Origin of the sequence: Pseudomonas putida (genome assembly GCF_022627325.1) — a bacterium.
In the GTDB taxonomy this organism is placed as follows: domain Bacteria; phylum Pseudomonadota; class Gammaproteobacteria; order Pseudomonadales; family Pseudomonadaceae; genus Aquipseudomonas; species Aquipseudomonas putida_X.
The window spans coordinates 1-487 of record NZ_JAETZZ010000042.1; the positions used below are offsets into that span (position 1 = coordinate 1).

The window sequence follows — 487 nt, forward strand, 5'->3', positions numbered from 1 at the left end:
TGCCCGCGTATTCGCTCCTTTTCCTCGCGCAGAGCCTTGAGCTCCTTTAGAACAGCGTTCTCCATGCGCAGGTACTCAAGTTCAGCCAACAGCTGATCTCGAGACTTCTGATCATCATTGGTATCGGCGGGTATGGCAGGCTTGATCTTCTTCGGCACGTTGTTTGGCTTACTTGGCTTGATGGCAATAGAGGGGGTAAGACTGCCACTGTAGTACTGCCGTTGCCAAAAGCCTATCCGAGAGGACTGCCCGAGGCCAAAATGGGCAGCGGTCTGGCGCAGCGAAAGCCGGTGCTCGTGCATGTAGCTGAGCACCTGCCGTTTGAAATCATTGGTATAGCGCTGCCCATGCGAGCCTGTACCAGCGCCATTATTGGCCTGATAACTGGCCACCCAGCGTCGAAGCAGACTGAAATCGATACCGAAGTGTTTAGCCACCTTTCGGAAACCGTTGCTGCCATCCAGGTAGGCTGTAATCGCTGTGAGCT

The 487-nt window shown here is 54.6% G+C and carries 1 pseudogene; it reads right to left on the reverse strand.

What is annotated here, in order from left to right:
• Nucleotides 1-487, reverse strand: a pseudogene (locus JNA92_RS26260) (helix-turn-helix domain-containing protein); the annotation flags it as partial.